28 protein-coding genes and 1 pseudogene are annotated in these 26,123 nt (G+C 32.0%); 17 read left to right on the top strand and 12 right to left on the bottom strand.

Annotated features, from left to right (window positions below):
- Positions 1 to 7: 7 nt before the first annotated feature.
- A complete protein-coding gene (locus tag ACX6U0_RS05505; protein WP_088000088.1) occupies positions 8 to 628 on the bottom strand; it encodes a DUF47 domain-containing protein in 621 nt (206 codons plus the stop codon).
- A 343-nt stretch (positions 629 to 971) separates the two neighbouring features.
- Between ACX6U0_RS05505 and ACX6U0_RS05500 the strand changes: the two genes are divergently transcribed.
- The 5 genes from ACX6U0_RS05500 to ACX6U0_RS05480 all read left to right on the top strand — a co-directional run bounded on the left by ACX6U0_RS05500 (position 972) and on the right by ACX6U0_RS05480 (position 6,111).
- On the top strand, positions 972 to 2,318 hold the full coding sequence (locus tag ACX6U0_RS05500) for an aldehyde dehydrogenase (protein WP_464959549.1): 1,347 nt from the start codon (positions 972 to 974) through the stop codon (positions 2,316 to 2,318).
- Positions 2,319 to 2,418: 100 nt separating this feature from the next.
- Positions 2,419 to 3,387 carry an ABC transporter ATP-binding protein gene (locus ACX6U0_RS05495; RefSeq protein WP_464958975.1) on the top strand — a complete coding sequence of 323 codons (969 nt, stop codon included), beginning with the start codon at positions 2,419 to 2,421 and terminating at the stop codon, positions 3,385 to 3,387.
- Positions 3,384 to 4,235, top strand: a complete 852-nt coding sequence (locus ACX6U0_RS05490) for an ABC transporter permease (protein ID WP_464958974.1) — start codon at positions 3,384 to 3,386, stop codon at positions 4,233 to 4,235. The genes ACX6U0_RS05495 and ACX6U0_RS05490 overlap by 4 nt, the downstream gene beginning before the upstream one ends.
- The gene (locus ACX6U0_RS05485; RefSeq protein WP_464958973.1) at positions 4,236 to 5,039 is read left to right on the top strand and encodes an ABC transporter permease; all 804 of its coding nucleotides are present in this window, start codon (positions 4,236 to 4,238) and stop codon (positions 5,037 to 5,039) included.
- 22 nt (positions 5,040 to 5,061) lie between these two features.
- Complete coding sequence (locus tag ACX6U0_RS05480; RefSeq protein WP_464958972.1) at positions 5,062 to 6,111, top strand: ABC transporter substrate-binding protein; 1,050 nt, start codon at positions 5,062 to 5,064, stop codon at positions 6,109 to 6,111.
- Positions 6,112 to 6,144: 33 nt separating this feature from the next.
- On the opposite strand, the gene ACX6U0_RS05475 is transcribed toward ACX6U0_RS05480, so the two are convergent.
- The gene (locus ACX6U0_RS05475; protein WP_464958971.1) at positions 6,145 to 6,570 is read right to left on the bottom strand and encodes a MarR family winged helix-turn-helix transcriptional regulator; all 426 of its coding nucleotides are present in this window, start codon (positions 6,568 to 6,570) and stop codon (positions 6,145 to 6,147) included.
- Between the two features lie 206 nt (positions 6,571 to 6,776).
- Here ACX6U0_RS05475 and ACX6U0_RS05470 point away from each other — a divergent pair.
- Positions 6,777 to 6,966, top strand: a pseudogene (locus ACX6U0_RS05470) (histidinol dehydrogenase); the annotation flags it as partial.
- Between the two features lie 259 nt (positions 6,967 to 7,225).
- On the opposite strand, the gene ACX6U0_RS05465 reads toward ACX6U0_RS05470, so the two are convergent.
- Positions 7,226 to 7,837 (bottom strand): YitT family protein, encoded by a 612-nt coding sequence (locus ACX6U0_RS05465; RefSeq protein ID WP_464959548.1) that lies wholly within the window; start codon positions 7,835 to 7,837, stop codon positions 7,226 to 7,228.
- 631 nt (positions 7,838 to 8,468) lie between these two features.
- Between ACX6U0_RS05465 and adhE the strand changes: the two genes are divergently transcribed.
- The 3 genes from adhE (at position 8,469) to ACX6U0_RS05450 (ending at position 12,781) form a co-directional block, all read left to right on the top strand.
- Positions 8,469 to 11,072 carry a bifunctional acetaldehyde-CoA/alcohol dehydrogenase gene (adhE, locus tag ACX6U0_RS05460; RefSeq protein ID WP_464958970.1) on the top strand — a complete coding sequence of 868 codons (2,604 nt, stop codon included), beginning with the start codon at positions 8,469 to 8,471 and terminating at the stop codon, positions 11,070 to 11,072.
- Between the two features lie 96 nt (positions 11,073 to 11,168).
- Positions 11,169 to 12,077, top strand: coding sequence for an RluA family pseudouridine synthase (locus ACX6U0_RS05455; protein WP_464958969.1), 909 nt, complete (start codon positions 11,169 to 11,171; stop codon positions 12,075 to 12,077).
- A gap of 11 nt (positions 12,078 to 12,088) precedes the next feature.
- A complete protein-coding gene (locus ACX6U0_RS05450; RefSeq protein WP_464958968.1) occupies positions 12,089 to 12,781 on the top strand; it encodes a copper homeostasis protein CutC in 693 nt (230 codons plus the stop codon).
- Positions 12,782 to 12,852: 71 nt separating this feature from the next.
- Here ACX6U0_RS05450 and ACX6U0_RS05445 read toward each other — a convergent pair whose 3' ends face one another.
- Positions 12,853 to 13,656: a CAP domain-containing protein gene (locus tag ACX6U0_RS05445; RefSeq protein WP_464958967.1), complete on the bottom strand. Its 804-nt coding sequence runs from the start codon at positions 13,654 to 13,656 to the stop codon at positions 12,853 to 12,855.
- Positions 13,657 to 14,001: 345 nt separating this feature from the next.
- Here ACX6U0_RS05445 and ACX6U0_RS05440 point away from each other — a divergent pair, with 345 nt between their 5' ends.
- Entirely contained in the window at positions 14,002 to 14,313 is a 312-nt protein-coding gene (locus tag ACX6U0_RS05440; protein ID WP_464958966.1) for a cyclic-phosphate processing receiver domain-containing protein, read from the top strand.
- Positions 14,314 to 14,582: 269 nt separating this feature from the next.
- Here the strand turns inward: ACX6U0_RS05440 and ACX6U0_RS05435 are convergent, their stop codons facing one another.
- The 6 genes from ACX6U0_RS05435 to phaQ all read right to left on the bottom strand — a co-directional run bounded on the left by ACX6U0_RS05435 (position 14,583) and on the right by phaQ (position 19,342).
- Positions 14,583 to 15,686 (bottom strand): SDR family oxidoreductase, encoded by a 1,104-nt coding sequence (locus ACX6U0_RS05435; protein ID WP_464958965.1) that lies wholly within the window; start codon positions 15,684 to 15,686, stop codon positions 14,583 to 14,585.
- A 353-nt stretch (positions 15,687 to 16,039) separates the two neighbouring features.
- Positions 16,040 to 17,404: an N-acetylglucosamine-specific PTS transporter subunit IIBC gene (nagE, locus tag ACX6U0_RS05430; protein WP_464958964.1), complete on the bottom strand. Its 1,365-nt coding sequence runs from the start codon at positions 17,402 to 17,404 to the stop codon at positions 16,040 to 16,042.
- Positions 17,405 to 17,580: 176 nt separating this feature from the next.
- Positions 17,581 to 17,772 carry a small, acid-soluble spore protein, alpha/beta type gene (locus ACX6U0_RS05425; RefSeq protein WP_464958963.1) on the bottom strand — a complete coding sequence of 64 codons (192 nt, stop codon included), beginning with the start codon at positions 17,770 to 17,772 and terminating at the stop codon, positions 17,581 to 17,583.
- A gap of 90 nt (positions 17,773 to 17,862) precedes the next feature.
- A complete protein-coding gene (locus ACX6U0_RS05420; RefSeq protein ID WP_464958962.1) occupies positions 17,863 to 18,306 on the bottom strand; it encodes a MaoC family dehydratase in 444 nt (147 codons plus the stop codon).
- A 58-nt stretch (positions 18,307 to 18,364) separates the two neighbouring features.
- Positions 18,365 to 18,877: a hypothetical protein gene (locus ACX6U0_RS05415; protein WP_464958961.1), complete on the bottom strand. Its 513-nt coding sequence runs from the start codon at positions 18,875 to 18,877 to the stop codon at positions 18,365 to 18,367.
- 45 nt (positions 18,878 to 18,922) lie between these two features.
- Positions 18,923 to 19,342 carry a poly-beta-hydroxybutyrate-responsive repressor gene (gene phaQ / locus ACX6U0_RS05410; RefSeq protein WP_464958960.1) on the bottom strand — a complete coding sequence of 140 codons (420 nt, stop codon included), beginning with the start codon at positions 19,340 to 19,342 and terminating at the stop codon, positions 18,923 to 18,925.
- A gap of 206 nt (positions 19,343 to 19,548) precedes the next feature.
- Between phaQ and ACX6U0_RS05405 the strand changes: the two genes are divergently transcribed.
- From ACX6U0_RS05405 to ACX6U0_RS05380, 6 genes are all read left to right on the top strand, one after another.
- Complete coding sequence (locus ACX6U0_RS05405; protein WP_464958959.1) at positions 19,549 to 19,992, top strand: polyhydroxyalkanoic acid synthase subunit PhaR; 444 nt, start codon at positions 19,549 to 19,551, stop codon at positions 19,990 to 19,992.
- A 23-nt stretch (positions 19,993 to 20,015) separates the two neighbouring features.
- Positions 20,016 to 20,756, top strand: a complete 741-nt coding sequence (locus tag ACX6U0_RS05400; RefSeq protein ID WP_464958958.1) for a 3-oxoacyl-ACP reductase — start codon at positions 20,016 to 20,018, stop codon at positions 20,754 to 20,756.
- A 33-nt stretch (positions 20,757 to 20,789) separates the two neighbouring features.
- Positions 20,790 to 21,869 (top strand): class III poly(R)-hydroxyalkanoic acid synthase subunit PhaC, encoded by a 1,080-nt coding sequence (phaC, locus tag ACX6U0_RS05395; RefSeq protein WP_464958957.1) that lies wholly within the window; start codon positions 20,790 to 20,792, stop codon positions 21,867 to 21,869.
- A 130-nt stretch (positions 21,870 to 21,999) separates the two neighbouring features.
- Positions 22,000 to 23,202 (top strand): NAD(P)/FAD-dependent oxidoreductase, encoded by a 1,203-nt coding sequence (locus ACX6U0_RS05390; RefSeq protein WP_464958956.1) that lies wholly within the window; start codon positions 22,000 to 22,002, stop codon positions 23,200 to 23,202.
- A gap of 82 nt (positions 23,203 to 23,284) precedes the next feature.
- Positions 23,285 to 23,953, top strand: a complete 669-nt coding sequence (locus ACX6U0_RS05385) for a DUF421 domain-containing protein (protein WP_464958955.1) — start codon at positions 23,285 to 23,287, stop codon at positions 23,951 to 23,953.
- Between the two features lie 54 nt (positions 23,954 to 24,007).
- Complete coding sequence (locus ACX6U0_RS05380; RefSeq protein ID WP_464958954.1) at positions 24,008 to 24,514, top strand: DUF3189 family protein; 507 nt, start codon at positions 24,008 to 24,010, stop codon at positions 24,512 to 24,514.
- A gap of 30 nt (positions 24,515 to 24,544) precedes the next feature.
- Here the strand turns inward: ACX6U0_RS05380 and ACX6U0_RS05375 are convergent, their stop codons facing one another.
- Positions 24,545 to 25,021, bottom strand: coding sequence for a spore coat protein (locus ACX6U0_RS05375; RefSeq protein ID WP_464958953.1), 477 nt, complete (start codon positions 25,019 to 25,021; stop codon positions 24,545 to 24,547).
- Between the two features lie 161 nt (positions 25,022 to 25,182).
- Here ACX6U0_RS05375 and ACX6U0_RS05370 point away from each other — a divergent pair, with 161 nt between their 5' ends.
- Positions 25,183 to 25,644: a DinB family protein gene (locus tag ACX6U0_RS05370; RefSeq protein WP_464958952.1), complete on the top strand. Its 462-nt coding sequence runs from the start codon at positions 25,183 to 25,185 to the stop codon at positions 25,642 to 25,644.
- Between the two features lie 77 nt (positions 25,645 to 25,721).
- Here ACX6U0_RS05370 and ACX6U0_RS05365 read toward each other — a convergent pair whose 3' ends face one another.
- Entirely contained in the window at positions 25,722 to 26,072 is a 351-nt protein-coding gene (locus tag ACX6U0_RS05365) for a DUF3905 domain-containing protein (RefSeq protein ID WP_464958951.1), read from the bottom strand.
- Positions 26,073 to 26,123 lie beyond the last annotated feature (51 nt).

The following is a 26,123-nucleotide window of genomic DNA, read 5'->3' as shown; positions in this document are numbered from 1 at the left end:
TTTCTCCTTACGCATTACGCATGATAATTTGTTCAAGTGTATTAGCTACATCTTGTGCACTATCAGCAATAGATTCTAACATTTCGTAGATTTCTTTATATTGAATAATTTTAATTGGATCTTTTTCATTCATAAATAATTGCTTAATTGAAGTACGTAATAACTCATCACATTGTGATTCATAATCTTTAATTTTAATCGCGTGTACTCGGATTTCTAATAGTTTTTTATTAGAAAGTAATTTTACAGATTCTAAAATTTCCTCAACAGCTTTATGTAAGATGTTAACGAATTTTACCATGTACTCGTCTGCTCCTGTAATTGAATACATTTCAAAGCGCGCAGAACAATGTTCAAAGCCATCTAAAACATCATCCATCATCATTGCTAATTGAAGAATATCTTCACGCTCAATTGGAGTAATGAAAGTCTTGTTTAATTCAACAATTAGTGAATGAATGAATTTATCACCTTTTGTTTCATATTCTTTCATTTCTTGTGAAAATTTCTTTAAGTCGCTTGCATTCTTGATTTTAAAGTCAACGTAATATTTTGAAGATATGTGCAAGTTATCAGCAATACCTAAAAGCTTCTCAAAGAATACATCCTTTTTTTGTCCAAAAAACATTATGATTCCTCCAAATAAAACATATAGTTTATTAATTACCTTCACGATACTCATTAATAGTATGACTAATTTAGCAATGAAAAATGTCGAATAAAGTAAAGGCTACGTTAATAATAATAATTGGTTTTAGAAATTAATCAATTAAAAAGATATATTATATTTACAAATTTACAATATCTTTACAATTCCTTAACAAACTTAATAATTAGTATTTACACTATTATTGACTTTATTATTGGTATTCATTAGCATAAAATTAATGAATAATGTACGTTCGGAAAAGGGGTGTGTTGGTTTGGTTCAATCGGTAGTGGATGAAGAGGGGAACGTTAAACAATTAGTAATGAAACAAAGAACTTATTTTCATTCAGGTTTAACAAAAAGTAAGGAATTTCGAATTTCGCAGCTAAAGAAACTATACAATTCAATTGTAAAGAATGAAGAAAAAATAAAAAATGCACTACAGTTAGATTTAAACAAATCTGAATTTGAAGCTTATTCTACTGAGATCGGTTTTACATTGAAAGAAATATCAGAAGCAATTAAAAATCTTGAAAAATGGATGAAACCGATTAGTGTAAAAACACCGATTACCCATATTGGCACAAAAGGTCGAATTTATCGAGAGCCTTATGGTGTTACTTTAATTATTTCACCGTGGAACTACCCTTTTCAGTTAACAATGACGCCGTTAGTGGGTGCGATTATTGGTGGAAACACAGCGATTATTAAACCTTCGGAACTTACACCAAACACATCAAGCTTAATTGATCAAATGATAGGTGAACTCTTTAATGAAGAATATGTTGCCGTTGTTCAAGGCGGGGTTGAAGCTAGTACAGAATTACTGAAACAAAATTTCGATTTCATCTTCTTTACTGGAAGTGTACAGGTTGGCAAAATTGTGATGGAGGCTGCTTCTAAGCACTTAACACCATTAATCCTTGAATTGGGTGGAAAAAGTCCAACAATCATTCACCATGATGCAAATATTAGCGTTTCAGCTAAAAGAATAATATGGGGGAAATTTACAAACGCTGGCCAGACTTGTATTGCACCCGATTATATATATGTACATGAAGATGTAAAAAACCAATTAATACAAGCGATGAAACAAGAAATTGTTCAATTTTATGGAAATCAACCTCTTGAAAATAAAGAATACACAAAAATTGTAAGCGAAAAACATTTTAATCGTTTAGTAAACTTTTTAAAAGATGGTAAAGTAGAGCACGGTGGTCAATTTGATCTTTTTTCACATAAAATTGAACCGACAATAATTTCTGATGTTTCTTGGGAATCGCCGATCATGGATGAAGAAATTTTTGGACCAATCTTACCTATACTTACGTATCAAGATCTAGATGATGTAATCACAGAAATTAATAAACATCCAAAGCCGTTGGCGCTATATGTATTTACCGAGAGTAAAGCTATATCAAACCAAATCATTGAACAAGTACCATTTGGCGGTGGATGTGTAAATGATACTTTATATCATATGGCTACTCCGTATTTACCATTTGGTGGCGTTGGAGAAAGCGGTAGTGGTAGCTATCATGGTGAATATAGTTTTAAAGCTTTTACACATGATAAAAGTGTACTGATACAAACCACGAAAATAGACCTAAAGATTCGATATCATACAACAAAAAACGCTTTACGGTTTATTCGTAAATTGTTAAAATAATAAGTAATTACACTTCGTTTTTAGCTCCTTGCAATAAGGGGCTTTTTATTTGTGTCGAAAAATTTACTTACTAAAACGACTTGTTAGATTGGACGGGAAAATGAATAATATAATCGAAATTGATCAAGTAGTAAAAGAATTTAATGATAATAAAGTCATATCACCTTTATCTTTAACGATTTATTCTGGTGAATTTTTGACGATACTTGGCCCAAGTGGTTGTGGAAAAACAACTCTTCTACGTATGATTGCCGGTTTTGAAGAACCAACAACTGGTGTGATTAAGCTCAACGGGGGAGTAGTGAATAATTTACCACCATATAAAAGGGACATGAATTTAGTATTTCAGCACTATGCTTTATTCCCCCATATGAATGTTGAAAAGAATATTCAATTTGGTCTGAAAATGAAAGGAATTTCATTAGCAGAACAAAAAGCTCGAGCTGAAGAAGCGATGAAATTAACTCAGTTGACAGAGTTTAGAAGTCGCAAACCGCATCAGCTTTCAGGTGGTCAACAGCAAAGGGTTGCAATTGCCCGTGCGATCGTAAACAATCCAAAAGTATTGTTACTAGATGAGCCACTAGGAGCTTTAGATTTTAAATTAAGAAAAGACTTACAAAGAGAGCTTAAAAATCTTCAAAGAGAGTTAGGGATTACATTTATTTATGTAACACATGATCAGGAAGAAGCAATGAGTATGAGTGATCGGATTGTAGTGATGAACAATGGTGAAATTGAGCAAATTGGAACGCCTAAAGAAATTTATCAAAATCCGGCAAGTAAATTTGTAGCATCCTTTATTGGTGAAAATAATTACTTCCAAAAAGATGATCAGTTAATAGCTGTCAGACCTGAAAATATTAAAATTTCACAATCACCTGTTGGAAAATACAAAGGGATCATCAAAGATGTTGAGTTTGTAGGTACACTTAATAAAATTTACGTTGAATTAAAAGATGAAGAGAAAACGGTAATCGTTTATCAAATGCCAGATCAGACAAATCTATCTCGAAATGAAGAAGTTTACATTCATTGGAAATTGGAAGATGAGGTGATTATGTATTGAAGTTTGGAAAATACATTATTACACCACCAATCATTTGGCTTGTCGTCTTCTTTCTAATTCCGTTATTGTTCATTTTTAAATTTGCATTTATGAAAAACGGAATGTATGGACAAATTGAAAACGTCATTACATTTGAAAATATATTAAAAGTTTTTGACCCATTATATTTAAAAGTATTATGGACAACTTTTTGGATAGCAGTAGTTACAACAATCATCACTTTAGTAATTGCCTACCCGTATGCCTATACTGCTACTGTTGTAAGTCAAAAATGGCAGAGGATGTTATTACTATTAATCACAATTCCATTCTGGATTAATTTTTTAGTACGATCTTATGCACTGATCGTGATTTTTCGTTCTAAAGGAATTATTAATACACTACTATTAAAACTAGGGATCATAAATGAACCTTTACAATTACTTTATAATACGCCATCTGTCATAATGGGAATGGTCTATACATTATTACCATTTATGGTTTTACCGATATTTGTAGCGATCGAACAATTAGACCATCGCAAGTTAGATGCAGCAAATGATTTGGGTGCGACGCCGTTTCAAACGTTTTTCCATGTAACATTGCCTTTAACAATGAAAGGGATTTTCGCTGGAAGTATATTAGTATTTGTCGCTTCATTTGGAATGTTTGTCGTTTCTGATGTAATGGGTGGATCAAAGGTTGCTTTAATAGGTAATGTCATCCAGAATCAGTTCTTAGGTGCAAGAAACTGGCCTTTTGGATCGGCACTTTCAATTTTCTTAGTGTTATCATCAATCGGATTAATTGGCCTTTACTATTTAGCAACTAAAAATATTGGTGCTGAAAAAAGTGGAGGTGAGAAATAAGTGAAAAAAAAATTACTGATAGGATTTTCTACAATTGTATTAGCTTGCTTGTATTTACCTATTTTGGTCTTAATTCTTTTTTCTTTTAATAAATCAAGAATAAATGCTGAGTGGTCGGGGTTTACTTTTGATTGGTATATTCATTTATTTGAAAACCCACAAATTGTTGATGCGTTTATCAATAGTTTGTTAATTGCAGTTATTACAACGATTTTGTCTACTGTGCTAGGTACGGTTTGTGCTTTAGCATTACATAGATTTAAGTACAAATTTTCTAAATTAATTAGTGGTCTAATTTATTTACCAATTGTAGTACCTGATATTTTAATGGGTATTGCATTATTAATTTTATTTACTAATTTCCATTTTGAATTAGGAAGTTTGACAATTATTATTGCTCATGTAACGTTTTGTATATCTTATGTTGTTATCATGCTAACAGCTAGACTATCAGGTATGTCAAAGGAGTTAGAAGATGCGGCAAGTGACTTAGGTGCAACTCCATGGCAAACATTTAGATATATTACCTTGCCTTCTATAATGCCCGGTATTATTGCTTCAGCACTTCTTTGTTTTACGTTAAGCATTGATGATTTTGTCATAAGCTTTTTTGTGTCTGGGCCAAGTTCAACTACATTACCGATCTATATTTATGGAATGGTTAAAAAAGGTGTCACTCCTGAAATTAATGCGATTTCTACGATATTAATCGTTACAATCATTGGATTAATGGTTCTGTCTGAGGTTTTTCGTACAAAAGGCATGAACACAGAGAATACAAAGAAAAAGTCTTATATAGTTTAATATAGATAAGGAGATTATCTAAGTGAATAAATTTAAAAAAGCGGCTAGTTTACTTATTTCGTTTGGATTAACAGGTTTATTATTGTCAGCTTGTTCAGCTGGGAAAGAGGAACTGAATATTTATAGCTGGGCAGATAACTTTGATCAAGAAGTATTAGAGTCATTTGAAAAAAAATATGATGTCAAAATTAATTATCAACAATTTGCGAGTAATGAAGAATTGTATGCAAAATTGAAGGCGGGTGGATCTAATTATGATGTGATTCAGCCTTCAGATTATATGGTAAAACTAATGATACAACAAGATATGTTGGAAAAATTAGATAAAGATAATATGCCAAATCTAAGTAATATCGCGCCGGAGTTTACGAACCAAGAATTTGATCCTAAAGGTGATTATTCAGTTGTTTATACTGGTGGGTTAACAGGCATTGCGTATAATCCTAAATATGTAAAAGAGGAAATTGATAGCTGGGAAGATTTATGGAATCATAAGTATAAGGGACATACCACATTATTAAATGATAACCGAGAAGTATTTGGGATGGGCTTAATAAAAAATGGATATTCCAATAGTTCATTAAATGAAGATGAATTATTAACAGCATTTAATGATTTAAAAACGATAACACCTAATCTTTTAGCATTTGATACAGATACAGTTAAACAAAAGTTTATAACTGAAGATGCTTGGATTGGCCAAGTGTGGTCTGGGGATGCAGCTTATATTCAAAAAGAGCTTTCAGACATTAAATGGGTAGTCCCAAAAGAAGGATCATCTAGATGGGCTGATACGTTTGCGATTCCAAAAGGTGCAAAGCAAAAGGAATTAGCAGAGAAATTTATTAATTATATGTATGATCCTAAAGTTAGTGCGAAAAATTATGAGTCAATAGGTTACTCTGATCCAAATATGAAGGCAGAACAATATCATTCTGAAGAATACAAAAAGAATCCTTTCATTAATGTAACGGCAGAAGAAACGAATCGTACAAATTGGATTAAAGATGTAGGAGATCAGACTGAACTATATGATAAATATTGGACTGAATTAAAAACTGGTCAAAATTAAAAAGAAGGCTATCTCATCGGAGATAGCCTTCTTTTATTCTGAAAATATTTTGTTCAATAAAAAGCGAAATTGTTCTCTTTCAGACACTGTAAGTTTTTCAAAAAGTGAAACCCATAAAACTTGTCGAGTTGCAGAGATTTCCTCAACCATTTGGTTTCCCTTTTCCGTTAACTCAAGCCAGGTTACCCTACGATCCCGGATATCTCTCTTTCTTTTAACTAACTCATTAGAGACCATTTTATTTATTGCTGTAGTAATTGCGCCAGATGATAAGCCAATTTGCTTGCCAAGTTCCGATGCTGTCATTTGTTTATTTTTATTTAAAAGATGTAACAATAAATATTTTGGTGGAGTTAATGAATTGGTAGATTCTTCACCAGCTTTTTGCCAATTTTTTCGAACTCGTATTAATAGCTTCGTTAGGTCATCAACTAAAAGCTTGTCATGTTCATTTAACATATTGCACTCCAATTCCTTTATCTTTACTATTAATAATTAAAAATTTTGTCATAAAGTTTTACGAATAGGTTACCAATATATAAGTGAATTTGCAAGGAACAAGCACGATAATTATGATTTTATAAAATTTGTCAAGTATTGGTTGTATATTAACTATAGTAATTTGTAAATAGTATGATAAAAGACATTGGTAGGGGTGAAGTACAGTGTTTAAGTATTTTAAGTTTAAAATAAATGATACTGTTCAATTTGCGAAGAACGATGGTCATTTCTACCGAGTAATCGGATATCGAATAGAAAAAAGTATTTATTTAAATGACGAATACAATAGCATTATATACGAACTTTTACGTGAGTTTGACGGGCTTCAGGTTGATGCTGAAGAAGATGAATTAATAAGCGTTTCAAATTTTGATGAATTTTATGGATCAATGTTTGAGAAATTAGGAACTTTTACAATTAAGTTTGCAAAGAAGCATGAAGAAACCAGTAAAGCAAATGAAGTATCGGCAAAATCGGTAGATGAGTTATTGGATAAGTATAATGATTATCGTAGACTTGCAATGCTTTTTAAAGATTGTTTATACGATTTAGCTGCTGAAAATGTCTTAAATGAACTAGCTGATTACGCTGAAACAAAAAAAGATTACATGCACTAGGCATGTAATCTTTTTCCATTTGTGGTTTTAATCGATACGGACCTTTTAATATAATTACTTTCATAAACAATTTCAGTTACTTTTGCACAAATTCCGACTGATAATATTGTATATCCAACTTCATTCCAAGATAGGTAACTTAATGAAAAAAGGAGGATACAAGCATCAAAGATAAAGTAAACTTTCCCAATTGAAATGTTTGATTTCTTACTCATTAAAATTGTTAATAAATCATCTCCACCAGTCGCTCCACCGAACTTAAGGATTAAGCCAAGACCAAAACCAGCAAATACCCCCCCTAAAATTGCAGGAATATAAAGATGATTTTCGAATTGTAAGGTGATTGTTGATGTTTTTTCGATGATTGAGTAAAAAATTGAAAAAGAAACAGCACCAATAAATGTATTAATCAGTAGTCTTTTACCGAGAAAAAAACCAGCCATTAATATAATCGGAATATCTAAAATTAAAGTTGTTATTGATGGTGAAATATTGAAAGAATTTTTGACTAATAGCGCAATTCCTAAAAAACCACCTTCAGATAAATTGTTTTGAAAATGAAAATGGAATAAAGAAGTTGCTAAAATAAATGAACCAATCAAAATCATTAAGGTCTCACCCAAACGATTGTTTATCATTGTTATTTCCTCTTTTCGTAGTTAGTAGTTTAAAAAGTTCAATACTTAAACTAACTACGTACAAATAGCTTTTCGTAGTTAGTTTAAAAACTCCCTAACTACTACGCTATATGTCATTGAAGAAATAACATAATCGCCTGTCAACCATAGTTTCGCCTACCTTCAGTTTTATTTTAGAGTTCTATTCGTTCTCTAAATAAAAACTGCTAAGTGTAGGATAGATCTTTACGTTGCCAAATGCTCCTTCGAGCAATCATGGTTACACGTCCTTTTTCCCAGTTTTGTTAGAAATAATCTAACAGATAACAACAAGTTCAATTGAACTTATTCTTAATCTTATCATATGTTGAAAATATTGAAAAAAGAAAAGATTTTACAAAAACTTAAAATGATAAAATAATTGTAAAGAATGTTTAAAATAATATAATGTGAAATATTTCACAAATTGTACATAGCATTTTCATAAGATGAGCGTTATATTGTAGGTGTGAAGGTTGAACAAATTAATTTATGTGAAATTATTCACAATTATTAGCTTGATATTGGGACGTATTTAGCTCTATATAGACTAAGACAGACCACATTTGAAGGAGGAATATTGATGGCCGTTCAAGAGAAAGAAATAAAAGAAACGCTTAACGCTTCATCTATTGTAAATGAATTAGTCATAAAAGGACAAACAGCATTAAATGAATTTGAACAGTATAATCAAGATGAAATTAATAAAATTGTTCATTCCATGGTTCTCGCTGGTTTAGAGCAGCACATGACATTAGCTAAAATGGCTCTAGAGGAAACTGGGAGAGGTGTATATGAAGATAAAATTATTAAAAACTTGTTTGCAACAGAATATATATGGAATTCAATCAAAAATAATAAAACGGTTGGCATCATTAATGAGGATAAACAATTAGGGATTATAGAAATAGCTGAACCTGTAGGAGTAATTGCTGGTGTTACGCCTACCACGAATCCAACATCAACAACTCTATTTAAAGCCATTATTGCGATTAAAACTAGGAATCCAATCATATTTGCTTTTCATCCTTCTGCACAAAAATGTAGTCGAGAAGCAGCTAGAATTGTCCTTGAAGCAGCAGTTAAAGCAGGTGCTCCGAAAAATTGTATTCAATGGATTGAAGAGCCATCAATTGAAGCTACTAAAAACTTGATGAATCATGAAGGGGTTGCACTAGTGTTAGCCACCGGTGGAGCAGGAATGGTAAAATCAGCTTATAGTACTGGCAAACCTGCTTTAGGAGTTGGTCCTGGGAACGTACCTTGTTATATTGAAAAATCAGCAAATATAAAATGTGCAGTAAATGACCTAATCCTTTCAAAAACATTTGATAATGGAATGATTTGTGCATCTGAGCAGGCAGTCATCATTGACGAGGACATTTATGATGTAGTAAAAAATGAACTGAAGGATCACAATTGTTATTTTGTCTCAAAAGAAGAGAAGAAACAATTAGAAAGTCTTGTAATAAATGCAAATACATGCGCAGTTAATGGTGAAATTGTAGGGAAATCTGCTTTTGAAATTGCAAAGCTAGCAGGAATAGATGTTCCAGTCGATACAAAAATTCTGATTGCCGAATGTTTTACAGTTGGTGAAAAAGAACCTCTAACTAGGGAAAAGTTAAGTCCTGTATTAGCTGCTATTAAAGTTAAAGGATACGAAGAAGGATTTGAACGATGTGAAGAAATGTTAGAGTTAGGTGGATTAGGACACTCTGCTGTTATACATAGCGAAAGTGAAAATCTTCAAAGAAAATTTGGATTAAAAATGAAGGCTTGCCGAATTATTATTAATTCACCATCTTCACATGGCGGGATTGGAGATTTGTATAATGCTTTTATTCCTTCACTTACGCTAGGTTGTGGTTCTTACGGTAAGAACTCAGTTTCATCAAATGTATCAACAGTACATTTATTAAACATTAAAAAATTAGGAAGACGAAATACAAATATACAATGGTTTAAATTGCCCCCTAAAATTTACTTTGAAAAATATTCAACAGGGTATTTAGAAAAAATGCCAAATATTAAGAAAGCCTTTATTGTGACAGATGAAGCGATGGTCAAATTAGGGTATGTTGACATTATTAAATATTATTTAGAAAAACGGGAAAATAATGTTCAGATTGAAATATTTTCTGATGTCGAGCCTGACCCTTCAGATCATACTGTTTTTAAAGGTGCAGAAAGAATGCAATTATTTCAACCTGATACAATCATTGCATTCGGTGGTGGTTCTGCAATGGATGCTGCAAAAGGTATGTGGATGTTTTATGAGTATCCAAAAACTTCATTTGATGGACCAAAACAAAAATTCTTAGATATTCGTAAACGTGCATACCGATATCCTAAATTAGGTCGTAAGGCGAGCTTTGTCGCAATTCCAACAACTTCTGGAACAGGCTCGGAGGTCACTCCATTTGCCGTCATAACGGACAAAGAACAAAATATAAAGTACCCATTAGCAGACTACGAATTAACTCCAGATGTAGCGATTATCGATCCGCAATTTGTATCAACTGTTCCAAAAAGTATTACTGCAGATACAGGGATGGATGTTTTAACACATGCGATAGAAGCATATGTTAGTGTTTTAGCAAATGATTATACAGATGGCTTAGCCCTTCAAGCGATCAGATTAGTATTTAACTATTTACCACGTGCATACCATGATGGTTCAGATTTAGAAGCGAGAGAAAAGATGCATAATGCTTCCGCAATTGCGGGAATGGCGTTTGCCAATGCTTTCTTAGGAATCAATCATAGCTTAGCACATAAAATTGGAGCTGAATTCCATATACCGCATGGGCGAGCAAATGCTATTTTAATGCCACATGTCATTCGATATAACGCAAAAAAACCTACTAAATTTACAGCATTTCCAAAATATAAGTATTTTGTAGCAGACAAACGATATGCTGAAATTGCCAGAACCTTAGGACTACCTGCTTCTACAACTGAAGAGGGAGTTGAAAGTTTGATTACTGCTGTTTGTAGTTTGGCAAAAGAAATAAATATTAAAATGAGTATACAGGCTCAAGGTGTGAATGAAAATGAATTTACTGAAAAACTTTCTTATTTAGCTGACCGAGCTTTTGAAGATCAATGTACAACAGCGAATCCAAAACTTCCATTAGTAAAAGAGCTGGAAGAAGTGTATTTGAATGCATTTATTGGTATGTAACTATAAGGATATATGGAGCTTACAAAATTTTGTAGGCTCCTTTTGTGTGGACTGTTCATTTGATATAATGTCTTTATCGAAAGAATGGTGAGTAATATGAATGGAAAAATACATGATTCATGGTGTGAAACGATTATAACCGAAAAAAATAATAATCAAACAATCGAATACTATTTAAAGAACTTCTGGCATTTCCCTAAAAAATTATTACATGAATTACGAATGGAGAAAGGCGTAAAACTAAATGGTGAGCCGAAAGCTTGGAATACATTGCTTTCTACTAATGATCGATTAGAAATCAATATCTTTAAAGAAGAAGAGTATGGTGTAATACCTCAAAATCAATCAATAGAAATCTGTTATGAAGATGACCATTTATTAATTGTAAATAAACCTTATGGTGTGGATACACATCCAAATGAAGCTGGACAATTACATACATTAGCAAATGGAGTGGCCTATCATTTTGAACAAATTGGTTTTAAAACAAAGGTTCGTCATATCCATCGTCTAGATAAAGATACAACTGGTGGAATCGTTTTTGCAAAGCATGCATTAAGCAGTGCAGTTCTTGATGGGATGTTAAGCCAAAGAAAGATAAAACGTACATATACTGCAATTGTAAGTGGAAATGTTAAATTAAATGAAGGCACAATTAATGAGCCAATTGGTCGAGATCGTCATCATCCGACAAGGAGAAGGGTTTCATTAAAGGGTGATAAAGCGATTACTCACTTTAAGAAAATTAACTATCTTTCAAAGAAAAATATAACAATTTTACAGTGTCAGCTAGATACTGGTAGAACACATCAAATCCGTGTTCACTTAAGTCACTTAGGGTATCCAATTGTAGGAGATACATTGTATGGTAGTAAATCTAAATTGTTAAATCGTCAAGCATTACATGCAAGTAATGTTCAATTAATTCATCCATTTACAAATGAAAATCTATCAATTGATATTCCTTTTCCAAATGACATAAGACATATACTAAATGATAAGTGAGATGAGTGAATATGATTTTAGAAGTTATTGCAACAAATGTAAAAGATGCTATTGATGCACAGAAATTTGGTGCAGACCGAATTGAACTAGTTAGTGGAATTGCTGAAGGGGGATTAACTCCAAGTTATAGCACCGTTAAGAATGTTTTGAAACATGTTACTATTCCAGTTCATGTAATGATTCGTCCACATAGTCGCTCATTTACTTATGATCAATACGATGAAGAAGTTATTTTAAGTGATATTGATATATGTAACGAGCTTGGTGCTAGTGGTATTGTATTTGGTGCATTAACAAAAGAAAAAAAGATTGATGAAAAGCTATTGAAAAAAGTCTGCAAACGCACAAATGGAATGAATTTTACGTTTCATAGGGCAATTGATGAAGCGAATGATATTATCGAAGCTTTACATATATTGAAACAATATCAAGAAATCACACATATTCTTACATCGGGCGGGATGAACAGTGCTATTGATGGTGAAGAAGTGATTAAGCAAATGAATGAAATAACAAAACAAACAAAAATTAATATTTTAGCGGGAAGCGGTTTATCTATATATAATGTAGCTAAGTTTATTGATGATACGAATGTAAAAGAAGTGCATTTTGGTTCAGGCGTTAGAAAAAATCAATCATCAATTGAAAAAATTGATTCTTACATGATGGAAAAACTAATTGAGCAATTGAAGCATAATAATTAGGAACACTATGTACATAATAAAAAATAGTCCACTAGTAAAGTGGACTATTTTTTATATTAACGTTTATAATATTATTTACCGATGAATTGTTGAGTCCAAGTGTTTGCTCTTGAATCATAACCAACACCAATTTGAGTTAAGTTAGGATTTAAGATATTTGCACGGTGACCAGCACTGTTCATCCAAGCAGTTACAACTTCTTCAGGAGTTTTTTGACCTTTAGCAATGTTTTCTGCTGCATAGTTATATGAAATTCCGAATTTTTTCATCATATCAAATGGTGAACCGTAAGTCGGACTGTTGTGATCAAAGTAGTTTTTATCAGTCATATCTTGTGATTTAATACGAGCAACTTTTGATAATTCTACATTTAAAGTAAATGGTTTTAAACCATTTTTAGTACGCTCAACGTTTGTTAATTCAAATACTTTATTTTCATAAGCATTTAAAGCTGTTGATGTCGATGGTTTTTCAGCTGGTGCTGCAGGTTTTTCAGCCGGTGCTGCAGGTTTTTCAGCTGGTGTTGCAGGTTTTTCAGCAACTGGTGGTGTCGTTGGTTTAGCCGGTGTAGATGGCACAGTAGGTTTTGTAGTTGAGTTATTTGAACCTGTAGTTGGTTTTTGTGCTGCTACTTGTTGCTTAATTGCTTCTTGTAACTTAGCCATATCGATACCAAATTTTGATAAATCAATTTTACCATTAGTAGTATTTAAGCTTGGTAGATTAAAGTAACTAAATAATACATTATTTAAATCAATAGTTTGAGTATATGGTTTTGTTTCCTTAGTTGTAATTGTATCCGCGTTTACTGCAGTTACAGGAGCACCCACTAGTAGAGTAGCAGCCACTGTTGATAATGTAATAACTTTTTTCATGTTCTTTCTCCTCCATTTGTTTGGTTATTGTCTCGCTGTACAAGTAATACTTTAGCATGAAAACGTATGACATAATTATGGGAAAAAATGGTGAGCTCAAAATGAGGATTTTTTTGGAAAGAAGAAAAAGAGGACTTTTTGGACTAAATGCCTAATTTAATAACTATCTTAGTAGAATCATAAACTCGATAAATCAAAAAAAATGCATAATATTTCCACGAAAAAAATGAGGAATTGCGAAAACGCCTGATTTCATCGTTACAATAGTGGAAGGGATATCCAATTTTGTTTTAGTTCAGTTACGATTGTAATCATTCTGTAAAATATGTATTGAGGGTGAATCAATTGAAATTGTTTATTGATGATACAAGGACAGTACCTTACGGATTTATACTAGCTAAATCAGCTGATGAAGCAATATCATTATGTGAACAACAACGTTTTGAACAAATTTCGCTTGATTTTAATTTAGGATTTAGAAAAAAGACGGGTTTAGAGTTTATGAAAGAGTTTATTGAAAGAGGATTATATGTTTCACATATCAATATTCATAGCGATGATCTAATCGGTGTACGTTATATAATAGAAGAAATCAATCATGCCATTTTTGAAGGAAAATTAAATAAAGAGATTATGATCACAAGAATTAGTTATTAAAAGGACACTTTAAGGTGAACTGCAGCCCCATTGTTAGAAACAACTAACATTAGATGTGCAGTTCAAAACAAAGTGTCCTTTTATATAGAAGAAATTATTTTAGGGATTTGATTGAGATTCGTCAGGAATGTAAAAAAAATATGTTAAAAGATGTAAAAAGAGAGATATCCTAGTTGTTACAGTGGGAGTAGTGATACGCAAATAGATTATCTAATACCGCAGGGATTGTGAGTCAATCTGCCCAAAAATGTGTTTGTTTTCAAAATTGTTTATTTAACAAGAACATGCTTTTCATTAATGTGTTCATGTTCTTGATAATATTTAGTTAGCGTAGGTAAGATTTTGATAAAGTCAGGGCATGAAATATTTGATCCTTTTAAATCTTTTAATGTATTTGAGCAATCGTAATCTGAATAGCAATTAAAATAAGAAAGAACTTCTTTTTCTACTTTGAGCATTTTTCTAATCTTTGAAAAGGAAAGAATCGGACTAACGATTCCAAGTGGTATCGTACCAAAAGTGGACTTATTTAAATAGATAGAGAGCATTTCTTTATAAATGTCTTGAACGGGATATGGTGTTGGGTCAGTAACTTGATATGTTTTATTTAAACCGATTTCTTGATGACTTAAAAAATACACTGTATCAATTAAGTAATTAATTGGTATGAAGTTGCCTGTAGCGTTATCTTTTCCTAATTGTGGGATAAAGGGTAAGAATCGAAGCTTTGAAAAGAAATTTAAAATAAAATAAGGTCCATCAAATTTACTTGTTTCTCCAGTTTCGGAATGTCCAACTACAATCCCAGGTCTAATAATTGTAATAGGTAGTTTGCCTTTTAATTTCTCCACTTCAATTTCTGCATAATATTTAGTTTCCTCATAGTAGTTTTTAAAGGATTGGTCCATTTTCAATTCTGATTCAAGAATTTTACCTTCTCGTTTACCTGATACATAACTCGTACTAAAATACGTATATCTATAAAGATTTTTTAAAGAAAGTGCAAATTCATTTACATTTATTGTTCCTTGTACATTCACTTCATATGCAATTCTTTTAGGAACAGCCAAATCATATATTGCAGCTAAATGAAATAAATCTGTCACTTCTTCGTATAGTTGATTCAGCTTAGTTAAATCAATTCCTAGATGTTGCTTAGTAATATCACCTTCGATCAGTTCGATTTTTGAAAGCTGTAATGATGGAAGTTTTTTATGTAAATCATTTAATACGTTTTGACTATGGTCTAACATGCTTGGGAGGATTAAAAGGTAAACTTTATGAAACGAAGTATCTGATGTAATTATTTTCTGAACCAAGTTTTGCGTAATAAAACCAGGGAAACCAGTAATAAAATAGCTTTTTGTAATCATAAAAACCTCCTAGTCAATTGGAATCATTAATATCATAATTCGCATGATAATAGAATTTTCCTCTAAATTTATTCTTTAATATAAACTGCGGTAAAATAAAAAGAAGCTCATCCATAAGGACCAGCTTCTTTTTTAGGCTTTTTTCTAAATGTTTCTTATTGAATTGTAACTATATAGACAGAAGTTGATTACAACGGAAGGTGCGAGACTCCTGTGTGAGTAGCAGGAAGATTGAGACCCCGCAGGCTTGCCGAGGAGGCTCAGCTCTCGCCACACGGAAAGGGAGCGACCTTGAGTTGTAATCAACTAAGACATATAGAATAGCTACAAAATATTAGAATTCAACCTTTTTATTATTTTACAGATTTCTTTAAGTCTTCTGCTACAAACTCTACATTTGTACCAACAACGACTTGAACGTTTTTATCATCTAATTTAATAACCCCACGAGCACCTGCTTTTTTAAGAAGTGACTCATTAACTTTTGAAGCGTCTTTTACTTGTAAACGTAAACGAGTAGTACAGTTATCAATATTTACTAAGTTTTCTTTACCACCTAAACCTTGTAGGTATAAAGAATCACCAATTTCAGTTGTTACTTCGTCAGTTTCAACTTCCTCATCTTCACGACCAGGTGTTTTAATATTAAATTTAATAATTGCAAAGTAGAACACGATGAAGTAAATTACTGCAAAAACTAAACCGACTAGAATTAGTAAGATCGGTTTTTGTGAAATATTAAAGTTTAGTACATAATCAATGAAACCTGCTGAGAATGTAAATCCAGTTTTAATTCCTAATGCATTAACGATACCCATTGATAAACCAGTTAGAATTGCATGGAATGCATATAAAACTGGAGCAATAAACATAAATGCGAATTCGATTGGTTCAGTAATACCTGTTAAGAATGAAGTTAAAGCAAGACCTAAGAACATACCAGTTACAGCTTTACGTCTTTCAGGCTTCGCTGCAGCAATCATTGCGAATGCAGCTGCTGGTAAACCAAACATCATAATTGGGAAGAAACCAGTCATAAATGCACCTGCAGTTTTATCACCAGCAAAGAATCTGTTTAAGTCACCATGCACTAATTTACCAGCTGCATCTGTAAAGTCACCTAAGTTAAACCAGAAAATTGTATTTAAAACGTGATGTAAACCTAATGGAATTAAAATACGGTTTAAGAAACCAAATACTGCAGCTCCAATTGCACCAAGATCGATAATCCAGTTACCAACTGAGTTAATTGCATCTTGAATTGAAGGCCAGATATATCCAAATAAACCAGCTAAAATTAACATGACAGCGGATGTAATAATTGGAACGAATCGACGTCCACTAAAGAATCCTAACCATTCAGGTAATTTTATCGCACTAAATCTGTTGTAAAGTAGACCAGCGATAACCCCGGCAATAATACCACCAAGAGCAGCCATATTAATATCTTTATTAATAGAAGTTGCACCAGCAGTCAGTACAAAGTAACCGATGGCCCCTGCTAGACCAGCAGCACCATTTCCATCTTTAGAAATACCAATTGCAACACCGATTGCAAATATTAATGCTAAATTAGAGAATATCGCATTACCGGCAGCAGCCATAAATGGGATATCAAGTAAATCAGGTTGTCCAAAGCGCAGTAATAAACCTGCAGCAGGAAGGACAGCGATTGGTAGCATTAGTGCTTTACCAATTCGTTGTAAAAAACTAAGCATAATTTCTCCTCCAAATTTTAAAATATTGTTTACGCTTTCATTATAAACGCAATCCTATAAAGTTGTCTATACAACTAGATAATATTATTTTTACATTTTATGGAAAAAATGTAAAAATAAATAGGGAAGAAAAAACTCTCCCCTATATTAAGCCATTTTATATAATTTTAATTTAATTAAACACCTTTTAAATGACTTTGCGCTTGCGCAATTAGACGTTTTGTAATTTCTCCACCTACAGAACCATTTGAACGAGCAGTTGTATCAGATCCTAATGTAACGCCAAATTCATTAGCAATCTCATATTTGAATTGATCAAGTGCTTGTTCAACACCTGGAACTAATAATTTATTATTTGAACGTGCCATGATTTTCACCCCTTCTGTAAGTAATAACTTACATTCATATATTTTACTATTGGGGTTAAATCATGCTTGGAAAATACAGTCATATTAGGATTAAGTTAACTTTTTGACTAAAGCAGATCCTTCAACTACCAAGATATTTTCCTGATTATATACATTTGTCTCGAGTGTTAATAACTTCTTATCATCACGTTTTTTTAGTACTTTTACAGAAACAGTAATTGTATCGTTAATTCTTACTGGTGCTTTAAAGGATACTTCTTGTGATAAGTAAATCGTATTCTTGCCTGGAAGCTTCGTACCAAGTACGGCAGATATAAAACTACAAATTAACATGCCGTGTGCTATTCTTTCTCCGAATATACTTTCCTTTGCAAAGTCATCAATCAAATGGATTGGATTCACATCTGTTGAAATTGCCGCATATTGTTCAATCATTTCGGCAGTTATTTTTACTTGAAAATTAGCTTCGTCACCAACTGAAATCGAATCAAAATGAATTTCTCGTACATTTTTTGCACTTTCAAAAATATTCATTTTGTTTCATCCTTTCTTAAGTTGAAATAACCACTATTTCAAGCGAAGTGCTGCAAAATTATAATTTTGAAAATGTGAAATCTTTAAATTGTTTCGCCCAATCTTCCTGACTTTTTTGGAATTGTTGTTGCAAATAATTTGTCCAGTTAGTCAAGTTTGGAGTCTCGAACGGTTGTTTAAATAACTGTTGGAAATATTGCTGTTGTTGGTTAGAAATAGTATTCATTGATTGGAAAAAAGATTGGTATGGGTTTTGATTTACGTTCGACCAATAAGATTGAAATGGGGCAAATTGCTCAAATAGTTTTTTCCAAGTTTGATCATATGCGTCTTGAGTGATAGTAGGTTTAATTTCGTTTACTAATTTAACCATTTCTTGAAACTGTTCATAAGATTTTTTTTGTTGATTTTGTACTTGTTCATTTAAGCTTTCCCATTGCTTTGCTTGTTCTTGTAATAGTGATTCTGTCCATTGCTGGATTTGCAGTTGGTTATCTAATAAATACTGAAGCATTTTTTGAAAATTCTCAGCTGCTTGTTCCAATTGAAGATCGATTGTTTTTTCAGTCATTACGATATTCCTCCAAAAATTTATTATTGAATGCAAAAAGCATGTTCAATCTTTGTTAAATTTTTCATCAGAATTGCTAAATGGGAAAAAAGAACTTGTATAAATCGAGAAGAAAGTTTGAAGCATTTGCTGATATTGAGTAAAAGAAGAATGGCAAGTTTTTAAATACTCTTCACCAGCTTGTGTAATGGAATAAATTCGCTTAGCAGGACCATCATTTCCATGCTCCCAACTTGATTGAATATAACTTTCTTTTTCTAATTGTCTTAAAATCCGGTAAACATTGCTCGAGTCAAGCGTTGTAAATCCTAAATCGAATAGAACCTGCATTAATTTATATCCATGCATATTCCATTGCTTAAGACTAAGAAGTAGAAAGGGAACTAAAAAGTTTTTTGGTAAAGTGATTGGATCAACAGTTTCTTTTTGGTTTTTATTTTTTTTGTCTTGATCATTTGTTGTCATAAAGTAATGTCCCCCTCTATAACGTAGTAAGGTAATCGTACCTTAAGTGTAATTTACACTTAGTACAATTTATTGTCAATATTTTAAGAATATATCGAATTTTAAAAACAAATTTCGACAGTCACTGTAGAAAAATCACGAAAATATTGAATTGTTTGTCAATAATTTGTTTTCTATACTTAAAGATGAGTGAGGAGGATGAACTTATGTCAGATCAAAACATATCTGATCCATTAAAAATGTGGAAACAGTTATATGATGTCAACGAAAAATACTGGGGAAAAATGATGAACGATGTGGTCCAAAAAGAAGAATTTTCTGAATGGATGGGATCTGTCCTAGACTTTAATCTTTATTGTAAAAAAGTCATGAATGATCAATCGAAAACATTTTTGGAAGCTTCAAACATAGCTTCGAAGGAAGATATCGCAAATGTTGCAAGCTTGGTCATTAATTTGGAGCAAAAAGTTGATACAATTGACGACCAATTATTTGATCAAACTGGAAATGAATTAGATACGAGTGCATTAAAAAAAGATATCACAAAATTGAAGTCTGAAACAAAAGCGATACATCAACAAATTAATGAATTGAAAACATCTTTGACAAGCATTGAGAAACTTTTACAGCAATTAACAACAAATAAATAATTGGGTAAAAAGGAGAATGATTCATGGATTTAGTAAATCGTGTAGCGATCGTAACAGGTGGAGCAAAAGGTATTGGGAAGGCTATTGCATTTTCTTTGGCGAGAAAAGGAGTCAAGGTTGTTATTAATTATAATAGCAGCGAGCAAAGTGCAAAAGCAGTCGTAGATGAACTAGCATCAGAAGGATATGAAGCACTAGCTGTTCAAGCAAATGTGGCTGAATTTGAGCAAACAAAAGCACTAGTTGAGCGCACGATTGATCATTTCGGACGTTTAGATATTATTGTAAATAATGCAGGTATCACAAGAGACCGTACTTTCAAAAAACTGAGTGAAAATGATTGGCATGAAGTAATCAGTGTTAATTTAAGTAGTGTATATAACACTTGTAACGCTGCATTACCACACTTATTAGAATCTGATAATGCAAGAATTATTAATATTTCCTCAGTTATTGGTCAAGCAGGTGGTTTTGGTCAAACGAACTACTCTGCTGCTAAAGCCGGAATGATTGGATTTACTAAATCATTAGCTATTGAATTAGCAAAATCAAATATTACTGTTAATACTGTTTGCCCAGGTTTTATTGAAACTGACATGTTAAGTGAAGTCCCTGAAAATGTAAAAGAACAAATTAAAGCTAAAATTCCAAAAAGACGATTTGGCACCGCAGATGAAATTGCGAAAGCAGTTATCTACTTATGCCAAGACGGTGAATATATAACTGGTCAACAAATTAATGTTAATGGTGGCCTATACGTATAATTTCTCGATTTTACTAGAAAAAGGGGGAATAGTGTGTTTAGTTCACAGCGATTAGAAGCGACAACTGAATCATTACCGCAAGGCTTGAAAGAGTCTTATAAACGATTAAAAAGAACGGCTGATATCCTTATAAAAGATGGTGAACCATTAGTTGGTCAATCACCTAAAGAGGTTATATGGACGAAAAACAAAAGTAAACTTTATCATTATATTCCAACAACGAAAAAAGTGAAAAAAACACCTATTCTATTAGTGTATGCATTAATCAATAAACCATATATACTCGATTTAACAAAAGGAAACTCTTTTGTAGAATATCTAGTAAATGAAGGTTTTGATGTATATTTATTAGACTGGGGAACGTTTGCTCACGAAGATCGTCACTTGAAGTTTGATGATATCGTGTATGACTATATTGCGAAAGCAGTAAAGAGAGTACTTAGGTTCTCTGGAGCTAGTGAATTATCAATCCTTGGCTATTGTATGGGTGGTACGTTAACTAGTATATATGCTGCACTTCACGAGGACGCTCCAATTAAAAACTTAATCTTTTTAACGAGCCCTTTTGATTTTTCTGATACTGGTTTATACGGTTCATTTTTAAATGAAAAGTACTTTGCGCTTGATAAAGCAATTGATACTTTAGGTAATATTCCACCAGAGATGATTGATTTCGGTAATAAAATGCTGAAGCCAATTACGAATTTTGTTGGTCCATATGTTACTCTTTTAGATCGTTCAGACAATACTGCTTTTATAAAATCCTGGCAATTAATGCAGAAGTGGGTAGCTGATGGTATTCCATTCCCAGGTGAGGCTTATCGCCAATGGATTCGTGATTTTTATCAGCAGAACAAGTTATTAAAAGGCGAATTAGAAATTAGAGGGAAACGGGTAGATGTTTCAAATATTAAAGCAAATGTACTGAACATTTCTGCTACTAAGGATCATATTGCGATGCCTTGTCAGGTTGAAGCATTAAATGAACATATTTCAAGTAAAGACAAACAATATGTATCGATACCTTCTGGGCATGTATCAATCATGTTTGGTCCTGCTTCATTAAAAACAACCTATCCGACAATCGGAAAGTGGCTTAAAGAACGATCTTAATCGAAGAAGGCGTTTACAAAAGTAATGATATATACGTATTGTAGTAAAATCTCACTTAAAAAAGTGGGATTTTTTTCTGTGTTTTGACAAAAACTAATTTTTATGATGTTAGTGAAGGGAGGGGGTTCAATTGAACGTAAAAAGCGGTTTATTATATTGGCCAACGACATTCCCTCATAATCATTTGGAGTACGGTCAGTTAGAAGAAAATATAGAATGTGATTACGTAATAGTAGGTAGTGGTGTTTCGGGGGCTCAAAGTGCATATTTTTTAAGTAAGTCAGGCGCAAGTGTTGTAGTGGTGGATAAACGTAAAATTGCTCATGGTAGTACAATTGCAAATACTGGTTTAATTCAATATACAAATGATAAGCCTCTATTTGCATGTATTGATTCATTTGGTAAAGAAAACGCAGTCCGCTTTTATCAACTTTGCCTCGAAGCTGTAAAAGGCGTCGAACAAATTTCAAAAAGCCTTGAAATAGACTCAAATTTTTTGAAAAGAAAAAGTTTATATTTTGCGAGTGATCAAGCCGGTAAAAAGATGCTCGAGGCAGAATATAAAGCATTAGTAGAATATGGATTTCCGGTTGAAAAATTTTCAAAAGAAGATATTAAAAAGAAATATCATTTTGAAAAAGAATTTGCATTATTTACTTCAAATGATGCAGAAGTAAATCCGTTTAAATACGTTCATGGAATACTTCAACATGTGACAAAGGGTGATGTAAAGGTATTTAGTGAAACCGAAGTAAAAAGCTTGATCGGTACAAACAATGGTGTTGAATTACTTACAGATAGACATTTTTCAATCAAAGCAAAAAAAGTAATATTTGCAGGTGGTTATGAGTCATTGGAATTAAAAAATGATAAAAACGCAATATTATCTTCTACTTATGCAATTGTAACTGAATCTTTTTTAAAAAATGAGGCATGGTATGAGAATAGTTTAATTTGGGAGACAAAAAGACCCTATTTATATTTGCGAACAACAATTGATGGAAGGGTAATCGTTGGGGGGCTAGATGAATTTACAGTTATTCCAGAACAACGAGATGCCATGTTACATCATAAAAAAGACCAACTATTAAAAAGTTTAATTGAATTATTTCCAATATATAAAGATATTAAGATTGAATATTACTGGACTGGTTTATTTGCTTCTACTCATACGGGGTTGCCAATGATTAGAGAGTATCCAGAATATCCAAATAGTTATTTTTTAATGGGATTTGGTGGGAGTGGTATGGTCTACTCTTATATTTTTGCAAAAATAGTAAGTGATTTGGTTATGACCGGGTTTAACCCAGATGCCCATATATTCATGAAGTAAGGACAATTTATGGTAAACATGAATAAAAAGCTTGAGATAGTAAGAAAATTTAATAGGTACTAAAAATACAGGAGTGTAAAAAATGGGATACCTTGAAATATTAAATGAATTATTCTTTGGGTATATTGCTCTTTTTATAGTCGTTAAAATACTTGGTAAAACGCAAATTAATCAAATAACTCCATTTGATTTTATCTCAGCTCTTGTACTTGGTAATATTTTGGGAGATGCAATATATGATGATAAAGCAAATCTTCCTCATATATTATTTAGTATTTTTACATGGAGCGCATTAATATTTATTACTGAAATGATTACACAAAAATCTCGTCGAGCAAGAAAGGTCCTAGAGGGAGATCCATCAGTCGTCATCAAGCAAGGGATTATACAATGGGAAGAATTAAAAAAAAATCGTTTAGATATCGATCAGCTATTACAATTACTTAGAGCAAAAAGTACATTTTCTGTTAACGAGGTTGCATATGCAATTTTGGAGAACGATGGTTCTATTAGTGTATTAAAAAAGTCGAGCTATGATGTTGCAACGAAGCAAGATTTAAAAATAAATTCAGACAAAGCTATCATGCCAATGGTCATCATCAGTGATGGCAAGATTGTTGAAAGATCACTACTTTCATTAAAAAAGGATGAAAAATGGGTATATAAAAAATTATCAGAAGCAAACTTATCATTAAAACAAGTTTGCTTTGCGGAATGGGATTCTAAACAACTACATTTACATACGTATTAAAAAGGTAATGGGTGAAATTCAATTTTTGAATCAAAAATAAAGGAATGAACTGACATGAAATATTATATTTATAACTGTTTTGGAGGTACACATTCTTCACCTTTAGCTGCAGCATATCATTTAAATCAATTACCTAAGGATCGAAAACCAACCGAAAATGAAGTTAAAAACGTTTATTTATTTAATAAATTAAAGCCAAAAGATGGAGGGAAACTATATTACCATGGTGAGGATGAAAATGGTGATAAAGTATACACTGTTGCAAGACGATATACGAAAAATGTTAATGCAGCCATTGAAAGCTTAGGTATGCTTTTATTAAATAATGATGACAAAATTATTCTTTCTAATACCTCACCTACAGTACCATTAGCTATGACTTTAGGTGGTTTTACATCTAGATTTTTAAAAATTGATTTTATTGGTGTACCTTTACTTGTTTTAGGTGCAAAGCAAACATATATAAATTTAATTAAATTAGTAGAAAACACAAAGAATTATCAACATTTGGCGGTTGAAAAAGTAACGACTTTAGATAATAAAAATTTTAATAAGGATTAAAAAATGGACGTATTCAATACGTCCATTTTTTTATGAAGGCATATTTAAAACATCGATGGCTTTTTTGACATCATTTTGAATTAAGTCATTTATTTTATATGCAGAATACTGCCCTTTTTTAGCTAAGAAATTGAATATATTTGTGTGCCAATCAATAACTGACAATAAATGTTTTACAAATATTTCTCTAAGCTCAGAAGTGGCAGTTTCAGTAATTGCGTGTGCATACATTTTAATTAATACTTTAGATGCAGATAATAAGTCCTCAGCAGCCATTTCACTTGCATACTTATTTTCTGTATCCCTTTCTCCAATTGTAAGATTACTCATAAACTTTAATAAATCACGAACATGATCTTCTAATTTACCGATAGAAGATATATATAATTCCTTTAATTCTTTGTCCTTTATATCCTTTGCATGACTTTTTAATTTGAAAAGATAATATGTTGATGCGGCTAGGATTTCATGTAATTCTAACGTTTCATGCCAAGCTAATGTTTTCATATTGTCCCTCCTTCCTGAGTACCAATCTATATTTATTATGAAATAGGAGAAAAAAGAACTAGAGATACAATATATAAAGACGAAAATGATAAGTGTTGAGGAGTATAGTAAGTAGAGTTTGGATTTGATAATATGGAAGAAAAAGACGAGGGATTAGTTGTATGTATATTGAAAGTATCATTCATCAATTAAGATTTTCCGTAGATAGTGTAATTTATATGATTGATTGTTTAAGCGACGATGACCTACATTATCGACCAATGGAAAATAAAAAATCAATTGGAGAGTTGGTTCAACATTTATGTGAACTAATTTCAGCTGATTTATTAATTAGTAGTGAAGCAACAAAAATAGAAATGGATGAGTTTTATGATTCAGTAAAATGTCATACGATTGTAGATTTAAAAGATTTGTTATTGAATGGTATGGAGAAGCTGATCAAAACTTATGAACCTTATAATGAAGAGGACTTAATGCAAAAAAAGTCGTCCTACTGGGGAGTAGAATATACTAGATTTGAATGGATGCTTGAAATATTAGTCCATTTTACGCATCACAGAGCGCAATTACATACATTAATCGTAATGAAAAATGGAGATATGCAAGTTTCTTTATTTGAGTAGTGAATGGAGATAAATAACGAAAACAAACAAGGAGAGGGGAAATTGTGTAACGTCATCCAATTCCCATCCCCACATTTTTAATCTCTTGTTTCGTGCTGTGGGTGCATAAATTGTTTTCCAGGTTCTCTATTTAATTTTTTTGATTCAATGATAGCTGTATTTTCTTCTGTCGCCCACCCAATATCATTTGTTGGATGGACCCATTCATCCCCAGCCATTACTGCAGGATCAACCTCATCGGACCAATTATTTAAAGGAGAATTAGGTGAACTGTATTTACTATCACCTATGACGACACCTTTTGAATTGATGAATGGTTCTTCCATTTTTACATCAGTTCCTTTAAAAGAAGGAAAGTTTGAAATATGCGGTAAAGTCTCATTTAATACTGGAGATTCAATTTTTTCATTATCTTTTTTTCTGCTCATTTTTATCACCTCGACTTACAATTATTATTAGCTTTTAAGTGAATTCAATAC

Source organism: Gottfriedia sp. ABJ_BB2_2 (assembly GCF_055484705.1).
The sequence above is the reverse complement of the archived record's forward strand: the minus strand, read 5'-3'. Positions and strand labels throughout refer to the sequence as shown.

Coding starts and splice junctions, on each gene's coding strand:
- ACX6U0_RS05505 (WP_088000088.1), bottom strand. CDS start 628: ATGTTTTTTGGACAAAAAAAGGATGTATTCTTTGAGAAGCTTTTAGGT.
- ACX6U0_RS05500 (WP_464959549.1), top strand. CDS start 972: ATGAAACAAAGAACTTATTTTCATTCAGGTTTAACAAAAAGTAAGGAA.
- ACX6U0_RS05495 (WP_464958975.1), top strand. CDS start 2,419: ATGAATAATATAATCGAAATTGATCAAGTAGTAAAAGAATTTAATGAT.
- ACX6U0_RS05475 (WP_464958971.1), bottom strand. CDS start 6,570: ATGTTAAATGAACATGACAAGCTTTTAGTTGATGACCTAACGAAGCTA.
- ACX6U0_RS05465 (WP_464959548.1), bottom strand. CDS start 7,837: ATGATTTTGATTGGTTCATTTATTTTAGCAACTTCTTTATTCCATTTT.
- adhE (WP_464958970.1), top strand. CDS start 8,469: ATGGCCGTTCAAGAGAAAGAAATAAAAGAAACGCTTAACGCTTCATCT.
- ACX6U0_RS05455 (WP_464958969.1), top strand. CDS start 11,169: ATGAATGGAAAAATACATGATTCATGGTGTGAAACGATTATAACCGAA.
- ACX6U0_RS05450 (WP_464958968.1), top strand. CDS start 12,089: ATGATTTTAGAAGTTATTGCAACAAATGTAAAAGATGCTATTGATGCA.
- ACX6U0_RS05445 (WP_464958967.1), bottom strand. CDS start 13,656: ATGAAAAAAGTTATTACATTATCAACAGTGGCTGCTACTCTACTAGTG.
- ACX6U0_RS05435 (WP_464958965.1), bottom strand. CDS start 15,686: ATGATTACAAAAAGCTATTTTATTACTGGTTTCCCTGGTTTTATTACG.
- nagE (WP_464958964.1), bottom strand. CDS start 17,404: ATGCTTAGTTTTTTACAACGAATTGGTAAAGCACTAATGCTACCAATC.
- ACX6U0_RS05425 (WP_464958963.1), bottom strand. CDS start 17,772: ATGGCACGTTCAAATAATAAATTATTAGTTCCAGGTGTTGAACAAGCA.
- ACX6U0_RS05420 (WP_464958962.1), bottom strand. CDS start 18,306: ATGAATATTTTTGAAAGTGCAAAAAATGTACGAGAAATTCATTTTGAT.
- ACX6U0_RS05415 (WP_464958961.1), bottom strand. CDS start 18,877: ATGACTGAAAAAACAATCGATCTTCAATTGGAACAAGCAGCTGAGAAT.
- phaQ (WP_464958960.1), bottom strand. CDS start 19,342: ATGACAACAAATGATCAAGACAAAAAAAATAAAAACCAAAAAGAAACT.
- ACX6U0_RS05405 (WP_464958959.1), top strand. CDS start 19,549: ATGTCAGATCAAAACATATCTGATCCATTAAAAATGTGGAAACAGTTA.
- ACX6U0_RS05400 (WP_464958958.1), top strand. CDS start 20,016: ATGGATTTAGTAAATCGTGTAGCGATCGTAACAGGTGGAGCAAAAGGT.
- ACX6U0_RS05385 (WP_464958955.1), top strand. CDS start 23,285: ATGGGATACCTTGAAATATTAAATGAATTATTCTTTGGGTATATTGCT.
- ACX6U0_RS05380 (WP_464958954.1), top strand. CDS start 24,008: ATGAAATATTATATTTATAACTGTTTTGGAGGTACACATTCTTCACCT.
- ACX6U0_RS05375 (WP_464958953.1), bottom strand. CDS start 25,021: ATGAAAACATTAGCTTGGCATGAAACGTTAGAATTACATGAAATCCTA.
- ACX6U0_RS05370 (WP_464958952.1), top strand. CDS start 25,183: ATGTATATTGAAAGTATCATTCATCAATTAAGATTTTCCGTAGATAGT.
- ACX6U0_RS05365 (WP_464958951.1), bottom strand. CDS start 26,072: ATGAGCAGAAAAAAAGATAATGAAAAAATTGAATCTCCAGTATTAAAT.